Source organism: Stutzerimonas stutzeri (genome assembly GCF_024448985.1).
Lineage (GTDB): Bacteria > Pseudomonadota > Gammaproteobacteria > Pseudomonadales > Pseudomonadaceae > Stutzerimonas > Stutzerimonas stutzeri_AP.
This window is the reverse complement of sequence record NZ_JAMOII010000034.1, coordinates 1-7,065: the sequence shown is the minus strand read 5'-3', so window position 1 is coordinate 7,065 and position 7,065 is coordinate 1. Positions and strand designations below refer to the sequence as shown.

Annotated in this window: 13 protein-coding genes; 12 read left to right on the top strand and 1 reads right to left on the bottom strand. The window is 52.5% G+C overall.

All coding sequences use genetic code 11. From position 1 onward, the window contains the following. Positions 1–80: 80 nt before the first annotated feature. Positions 81–311, top strand: a complete 231-nt coding sequence (locus NA647_RS19300) for a DASH complex subunit Dad3 (RefSeq protein ID WP_256059124.1) — start codon at positions 81–83, stop codon at positions 309–311. Between the two features lie 364 nt (positions 312–675). On the opposite strand, the gene NA647_RS19295 is transcribed toward NA647_RS19300, so the two are convergent. Beyond that, the gene (locus NA647_RS19295; RefSeq protein WP_256059123.1) at positions 676–1,056 is read right to left on the bottom strand and encodes a helix-turn-helix domain-containing protein; all 381 of its coding nucleotides are present in this window, start codon (positions 1,054–1,056) and stop codon (positions 676–678) included. Positions 1,057–1,185: 129 nt separating this feature from the next. Between NA647_RS19295 and NA647_RS19290 the strand changes: the two genes are divergently transcribed. The 11 genes from NA647_RS19290 to NA647_RS19240 all read left to right on the top strand — a co-directional run bounded on the left by NA647_RS19290 (position 1,186) and on the right by NA647_RS19240 (position 7,057). Next, a complete protein-coding gene (locus NA647_RS19290) occupies positions 1,186–2,316 on the top strand; it encodes a phage/plasmid replication domain-containing protein (RefSeq protein ID WP_256059122.1) in 1,131 nt (376 codons plus the stop codon). 70 nt (positions 2,317–2,386) lie between these two features. After that, entirely contained in the window at positions 2,387–2,671 is a 285-nt protein-coding gene (locus NA647_RS19285; RefSeq protein ID WP_256059121.1) for a hypothetical protein, read from the top strand. Continuing rightward, positions 2,659–2,946, top strand: coding sequence for a hypothetical protein (locus tag NA647_RS19280; protein WP_256059119.1), 288 nt, complete (start codon positions 2,659–2,661; stop codon positions 2,944–2,946). Before NA647_RS19285 ends, NA647_RS19280 begins: the two co-directional genes overlap by 13 nt. Continuing rightward, positions 2,943–3,296, top strand: a complete 354-nt coding sequence (locus NA647_RS19275; RefSeq protein WP_256059118.1) for a hypothetical protein — start codon at positions 2,943–2,945, stop codon at positions 3,294–3,296. The genes NA647_RS19280 and NA647_RS19275 overlap by 4 nt, the downstream gene beginning before the upstream one ends. Next, entirely contained in the window at positions 3,296–3,433 is a 138-nt protein-coding gene (locus NA647_RS19270; protein ID WP_256059117.1) for a hypothetical protein, read from the top strand. Before NA647_RS19275 ends, NA647_RS19270 begins: the two co-directional genes overlap by 1 nt. A gap of 2 nt (positions 3,434–3,435) precedes the next feature. After that, positions 3,436–3,567 carry a hypothetical protein gene (locus NA647_RS19265; protein WP_256059116.1) on the top strand — a complete coding sequence of 44 codons (132 nt, stop codon included), beginning with the start codon at positions 3,436–3,438 and terminating at the stop codon, positions 3,565–3,567. Positions 3,568–3,718: 151 nt separating this feature from the next. Then, complete coding sequence (locus NA647_RS19260; RefSeq protein ID WP_256059115.1) at positions 3,719–3,853, top strand: hypothetical protein; 135 nt, start codon at positions 3,719–3,721, stop codon at positions 3,851–3,853. Positions 3,854–4,227: 374 nt separating this feature from the next. Then, positions 4,228–5,352 (top strand): hypothetical protein, encoded by a 1,125-nt coding sequence (locus NA647_RS19255; RefSeq protein WP_256059114.1) that lies wholly within the window; start codon positions 4,228–4,230, stop codon positions 5,350–5,352. A 1-nt stretch (position 5,353) separates the two neighbouring features. After that, entirely contained in the window at positions 5,354–5,692 is a 339-nt protein-coding gene (locus NA647_RS19250; RefSeq protein WP_256059113.1) for a DUF2523 family protein, read from the top strand. Continuing rightward, a complete protein-coding gene (locus NA647_RS19245) occupies positions 5,692–6,834 on the top strand; it encodes a zonular occludens toxin domain-containing protein (protein ID WP_256059112.1) in 1,143 nt (380 codons plus the stop codon). The genes NA647_RS19250 and NA647_RS19245 overlap by 1 nt, the downstream gene beginning before the upstream one ends. A 55-nt stretch (positions 6,835–6,889) precedes the next feature. Next, positions 6,890–7,057: a hypothetical protein gene (locus NA647_RS19240; protein ID WP_256059111.1), complete on the top strand. Its 168-nt coding sequence runs from the start codon at positions 6,890–6,892 to the stop codon at positions 7,055–7,057. The last annotated feature ends 8 nt before the right edge of the window (positions 7,058–7,065 follow it).

Sequence of the window (7,065 nt, the reverse complement as noted above, 5' to 3'; positions counted from 1 at the left end):
TTCGCATAATCGACGACGTTACGTTGAATTTCGGCGAGGATAATGGCTCCTCCGAGCCAAATTTAATGTAACGTTGGGTTATGCGCTGCGCTCTCGAAATCGAAACATACGCCGTCAAAACCGCCGAGCTTTTCGCACCTGGTCGGAAGGGTGCTGATGCCGTTACGTGGCTGCTCGATGACTATCCGCGACTGGTTGCTGAGGTGCGCGAACTGCGCAAGCGAGTTGATCAGATCGACCGCGAGGAAGCCGATTTCGATGCTCGCCTGGAAGCCCTGCAAGCCGCTTCTAAGGCTTTTCTAGACCTCTGACCACTCCTCCCATCTGTCGCCAGTCAAGGGCATGACCGCAAGCCGCAGCGGCTTTTTCGCATCGCTCCACCGCGAAAAAACGAACGGGTGAGGATCATGGGCGCAGCCGCACCCTTGACCTCACCTCCGTCCCTATCACTCTCTGCCTGGGGTGAGGGGGAGTGCTTTATCCCCCCGCACCCCTGGCCTCGCCGAGAGTTCCCGAAGGGCCGTCGGAGACGCTTCTACGCTTTCGCTCTTGAATTGCATCCAAGGTGCAACCTTGGCCGTCGGAGACATGCTTTTAGCGCTCTCGATTTGGCGCCGGTGGGGTGGGGGTGCTGTAACACCCCCACTTTGGTATGGAATCCCATACTTTTCTCGGTTATGCAGTGAGCTGCTCTTCGCGTCTCGATGCCTCTTCTTCGAGGCTAAGTAGCACTGACCTGAGCATTGTTCTCGCCTGTGGTTTCAGCTCTTCCGGCAGGCTGTCAAAGCGCCTGAATATCGCTCTAAGCTCTTGTTTTATAGACCTTTCTTCTTTTTCGAAAATTAGTTCGTCCGTTGAGCACCCGAAATACTTTGCCATCTCGGCAACCTCTGTTGCCTTCGGTGTTGTCTCGTCTTTCTCCCACGATATGTAGGTATTTTTAGACACGCCCGCGATCTCCGCCATTGCGGGTTGCGATAGCCCCGCGACCTTCCGCTTGGCTTTCAGATTCTCGCCGATGCTCATTGGTCTTCCTGGTGTGGAAATCTGGTTCATCGATCATATTTCCTGTTTGTCTGTACAGTATTGGAAAAAGGTTATTTCAGTACCAATAATCTGGTTGACTTGGCTACCAGTCCGCTTGTACCTTTCACACCAGTTTACTGGTATTGACAGGGTTCAGGGATGTTCTTCGATTGGATCAAGGCGTTTCAGGAGTACGACTACGATCTGCCGCAGATCGGTGACATCGTTGTGCGCCGTCATGACGCTGAAACCGATCAAATCCTCTCTACCTCTGTTCCTGCCTTCTTTGCCGAGGGTAGTTACTGCACCTCTTTCCGTATCCATGTTTGCGGTCGAAAAATCACGGTAGACGGCAACCCGTCTCGCATTAATCGCCTCGATAACGTGTTCGGCCTCGCCACCCTTGACGAGTGTTTTCGCGTTATCAACGCATTGCTTGCCGAGTACGGTTTGCCAGCGATGACCCGCTGCACTGTCATTCAGCGTTTGCAGGATGGCTCCGCTATCGCTAACGGCTCAGTTCTACAGCGCCTCGATCTGACATCGAATTTTTATGTAGGGCAGGGGAACGAGCGCGCTTATATGCGGGCCATTTCCAGTCAGCGCTACCGCAACTCGATTGCGTATCTCTATCCGGACGGCAATACGTGCGTCTGGACCCCAAAGGGCGGCGAGAAAGCTGGCCGTTTGGTTTACCCGGGCAACTACGCGAAAGCCGCCGAGCTCGATGCTCACCTATTGCCCAAGGTGAAGCGCTCGTTTGGTGAAGATTCCGATGAATACCGTTATGTCCGTGATCTGCGCGATTGGTGCGCATCGGTCGGCATGGTCCGCTCAGAACTGAAGTGCCGTTCTGAGTTTTTGAAGCGAGAAGCCCTCCAGTTCTGGGGCTTATTTGATGAGCAGAAGCTAGTGGAAATCCACAAGGGGTTCCTTATGGTAGGTAACCGACTCGAAGTAACTAACTACGACGAACTAACCATCGCGCAACAATTGGTTGCCGAAGGCATTTGCAAGCATACAAAAGCCGCAATGACTACATCGCAATACGTTAGTCTTTGGCGTCTCGGCCAGACCTTCGATTTCAATAAGTCGGCGGTTAAAGAGCATCGCGCTCGTCTTCGTCGCTTGAACATCGACATTAAAGTTCCATATGACCAGACCAGGCATGGAACTGTGTTCACGTTCACACGCAATGTCCGCGAAGTTGCCGTTAGCTTCGAAGCGCAAGTTCCAGCGTTTTACCGTCATGCTCAAGTTCCACGTCATCTGCAATTGGTGGCCGCATGATGCTCTTTCTTATAATGGTTGTGGGTATCCCGACCATCCTTGTTTGCTGGGCTGTTTTTCGGGGTGACGAATGATTACCGCTGTTGCTGTCCGTCCGTCTCATGCGATGACGTTCGATCGCTCTCCGATGCCGCCCACTGAGCAAGAACGCATTCGTCTTCTTTGCGCTATCAAGAAAGCTACCGACCACTATGAGCTTGCTTTCGCCAGCGCCGAACTCGATGGCTTTTCTAGAGGGCTCTTTGTTTCGGGCGCTATCTCTGAGTCTACTCTGACCGTTTTTAACGCTCAGCATCTTCATGTTTACGGCATTGCGTTTGACCGCATCGACCAGAGGTTTCAATGCGAACTGTAAGTTTTCAGGGCACCGCCCTAACGCCAAATCAGCGCGCGCGTCTTGCTGCTCAGAAGCCATATGCAACTGTTGATTGGGATGCTCTGCGCGAAACTATCAAGTCCCGCGAATTTGTTGGCCCTAAGGCCCCGGTAGTTATTCCAGAAGACGTTAAAGATGACTGGTATTGGAAGTTGGTCTCTAACTTTAAGCGATATGGTTATATCGAACTTCAAAAAACAGGCACTCCGTTTGTTGGTAGTGCCTTTGGCTATCATCAGGAGTTATCCGCATGAAAATCCTACAAGGCTTTGTCCAGGGCGTTATTGAAAAAGGCCAGGATGGCAAAAAGTACGCTGTTGTTGCAATTAATGATGTTTCAAAAAATCGCAACGGGTTCGATCAAACAGAACTCGTCGAATTTATGGTTGCTGGTCAGCAGTTCAAGGACGGATTGCAAAACGCCTATCGCCAACATACCGGCGCTGAAGTTTACGCTCCATATTCAGATGAGCTTGATAGCTTCAATGGCAAAAGCCGAATTCGTTACCAGCTCCAGGGCGTCCCGCTTCGCCTGCAGGAAGCACGCCCGGTTCAATCCGCACCCGCTGGCCAGCCAGCCGCTAAAGCAGCAGGCGCTAACTAATGATCGACGTCGACTCGACTGACATCGAGTGCGATGGTCCTTGCGACGATTGTGGTGAGGACGAATACGACGTCTATTTCGAGATAGACGGCGAAGCACTTTGCCCATCTTGCTACAACGACAAGTTCGGTGACTGAACATGGATATTTTTGTTTGCGACGAATGCGGCGAAGATTTCGACGAAGATTCAGATGGATCGGAGTTCGCCTGTGTTGATGATCCAGAAGGCGGCACGCTGTGCGCTTTCTGCAACTCAGAAGTAATGGAGTAACAAACAGTGGAATGCACCGCTGCACTAACTGCTGAATGCGTAACAACGGTGTTTTCCGCTGGCTTTCTTGTCACCGTCGGACTTTGGACGATGGGGCTAACCCTCGGCGTCGCTATTGGCGTCATTCGTAAAATCTAAAGGAGCTTCAAACATGGCTGACATCTTCGCTGCTGTAGACCTGACCACCGTAACCGCTTGGGTTGTTGCTACTGGTATTCTGATTATCGGAATCACCATGGCTTTCAAAGGCATCGACCTCGGCAAGCGCGGCGTCAAGAAGGCCTAAGCGCCTAGGGGGAGGGGAGGCAACTCCCCTTCATTTAATATGGAAGAGCAAGTAATAGCATTAACCGCCACCGATCTAGCGATGCTTGCTTATTCGTTGGTGTTTCTTGGTGGAGTTATAGGCGGATGGGCATTTATTCTAGGTACACAACAGCGTTTCTAATAATCCTCGCAACAATCGCTTCTCCCTCCGCAATATCCGCAACTCTCCACCCCGTCCCAAGTATCGCCAAAGCTCTTGCAGCGGGCCCCAGTGGCGTTATGCCGTCTGGCTTAACTGTTCACCGCTCTCAGCAACTCGGTACAATGTTGCTCAAGTCCCAAGTTCAGCTAGCCATGGGCGGAACATCTATTGCGGTGACGCGTGGTGCGTCAATGTCTGTTTCCTCCATAGCTAAAACAGCAGTTACAGTGCTCAAAAACTCCAGCCCTCCTAAAATTATAGCGAGTGCTGTAATTGGAACCGCCATCGCAGCGATTCCGGGCGCTGTTGTTCATGAGGGCGAGTTGATTTTAAAGGGCGAGGACCAGCCATATCCTCCAGTATCATCGACAGACTATCGGTGGATAATTGACCCATCGGATGGCACAAAAAAATATTCATCTCCGAAAGACCTATGTAGTGTTTATGGGCGCAGTACTGAGACTTACATTTACCCCAATGGTGCTGCGGTTACATGTCGCCTGATTGATGATCGCGGTAATCATTGGTCTTCCGTTCAGGGTGTGCGTGTAGGCTCTACTTGCCCTAGTGGGTCAGCGTTCTCCAAGACAGTGGGTGTTTGTTTGGGTCCTGGTCCCAGTGTTCCGTTTACGGATGCAAACTGGGACGCCCTGGAAGGCGCAATACCGGCTTCGGACCCCTCGCCCGATGATGTGCGTGATCTCTGGTTTGATCTGTGCGGCGGGGAGGGTTCTTGTATGGCGCCTTATCTTGGCTCTCCGACTCTAGATGGTCCGGCTAGTCTTCCTAGCACCCAAACTACAACGACCAGCACAGGTCCTGCTGGAACAACTACCACCACTAAGACAACACAAACTGACCTCGACTACTCCAATCCGGACGGAGTCATATCGCGAGATAAAACAACGACCACCACTACCAATCCCGATGGTTCGCAATCAACAGACATAACCGAAGATACCGGCCCCGTTGTCGGCGCTGAACCAAAGGATGAACTAGAGGACGGCACATTTAACGATTCCCCATTCCCTGAGGTTGAACCGTTCTATGAGCAAAAATATCCGGATGGACTAGAGGGTGTTTGGAACACTCGTTCCGCTGAGTTTCAAGACAGCGCATTTATGGATTTCCTTGGCTCCTTCGTTCCTTCCTTTTCCGGTAGTTGTCCTGCATGGTCAATGAACATGAACATCGCATCTTGGGCGAACTTCGGTATCCACCATTTTCAAACACTTTGCTGGGTCTTTGATTTCATCAAGGTGGTACTGCTGGTTTCGGCGGCGTTTCTTTGCCGTGCCCTGATGTTTGGAGGCTGACATGAGCGGAATATTTAGTTTCTTCACCACGCTATTAGCGAAGATTGCCGGGTTCGCAAAATGGTTTCTCGATGTGTTTCTCCAGATATTCAAAGACATTTGGAACCTCATCACCGATGCCTTTGTTTGGGTGTTTGACTCGCTCTTGGGCATAGCCTCCGGCGCGCTTGCAGCGATATCAATTCCGTTCGATCCGCAGATGTACTACGCGATGATTCCGCAAGAAACGGCACAGCTAATGGGCTACATCGGTGTGCCTCAAGCGATATCCATGATCGTTGCGGCGCTCGTTGTTCGATTTATCCTTCAAACCATTCCCTTTGTACGCTGGGGTTCCTAATGATCAATCTGATGCTTGGCCAACCAGGCGGTGGCAAGTCATATGAGTCTGTCGCTTTCCACGTAATCCCAGCGGTGGTGGAGCAGGGCAGGAAGGTCATCACAAACCTCCCGCTGCGGCTCGATATGTGGGAGCACTATTTCCCTGGCTGCAGTCGTCACATCGAGATTCGCCGGCCTCGGGTTATCGAAGGCAAAACCATTCACGCCTTCTCTCAGCTCTCGGACTATGGCGATCCGTGGAGGCATCCAGAAACCGGCGTCGGCCCGCTGTACATCATCGACGAGTGTCATAAGTCGCTGCCGCGCATCGGAACGCCAGTCGTGGTCGAGGAGTGGTTCGCAGAGCATCGCCATGAGGTTGCGGATGTCCTGCTAATCACTCAGTCATACGGCAAAATCAACCAGGCTATCCGTGACGCTGTGCAGCTGGTTTATCGCTGCAAGAAGGCCACGGCGTTTGGTTCCAATGACAGATACATCAGGAAGGTTCAGGACGGTATTCGCGGCGAGGTAGTCAACACCACCGTCCGCGAATACGAGGGCAAGTTCTTCCCGCTCTGGAAATCGCACACCAAGTCCACCGGTTTTGCCACCGAAGCATTGGCGAACGATATCGTTCCGCTTTGGAAGCGCTGGCCATTCAAGGGTGCTGTTATCTGCCTTGCGCTGTTTATCGGCATGGTCGTTTACATCACTGGCTTCATGGGCAAGAAAGATCCTGATCCCGTCGCTCAGATTGACCCAATCTACGCACAGCCTGCGCCGATCGCCCCCGTCGCGACTGCTCCGCAGTCAGACCAACCAGAGCAGTCAGAGCCCTCGACTCCACCAGCACCGCGGGGGCCAGACAAGCAGATTCACCCGTACCAAGGTTTTACCTTTCATCTCACCGCGCTCATGCGTGGCCAGCGAGAAGACTCGACGCACTACCTGAATGGCTATGTGACCATCAGCCAGAATGGCCAGCCGATCCGACAGGTGTCGTTTCGTGATCTCCAAGAAACCGGCTATACGGTCAGCTATCAGTCGCCGACAGTCATAGCGCTAGAGTTCAAGGGTTACGACTTGGGATACGTTGTTTCCGGTCTGCCAACCATTTCGCTAGCAGGCAATCTCCCAGCAAAGCAGAATGATGGTTAGCGGGAGGGCTCCCGCTTGCGGGAGGGACCCGCTAACCATCAGGAGGCTTTGATTCATGTCACTCATAGACCGCGACTGGTTTCACGATCGCCAACCACCGGTCCGTCACAAGCGCAAAACCTCCAGCCTCGGCGCTGGATTTCTCCCTGGTCTCTGCCTGGGCCTCATGATCGGCCCGGTCATTACCCTGAGCGTTTTGTTCTACCTGGGGTACAAGCTTTGATTAGGCGC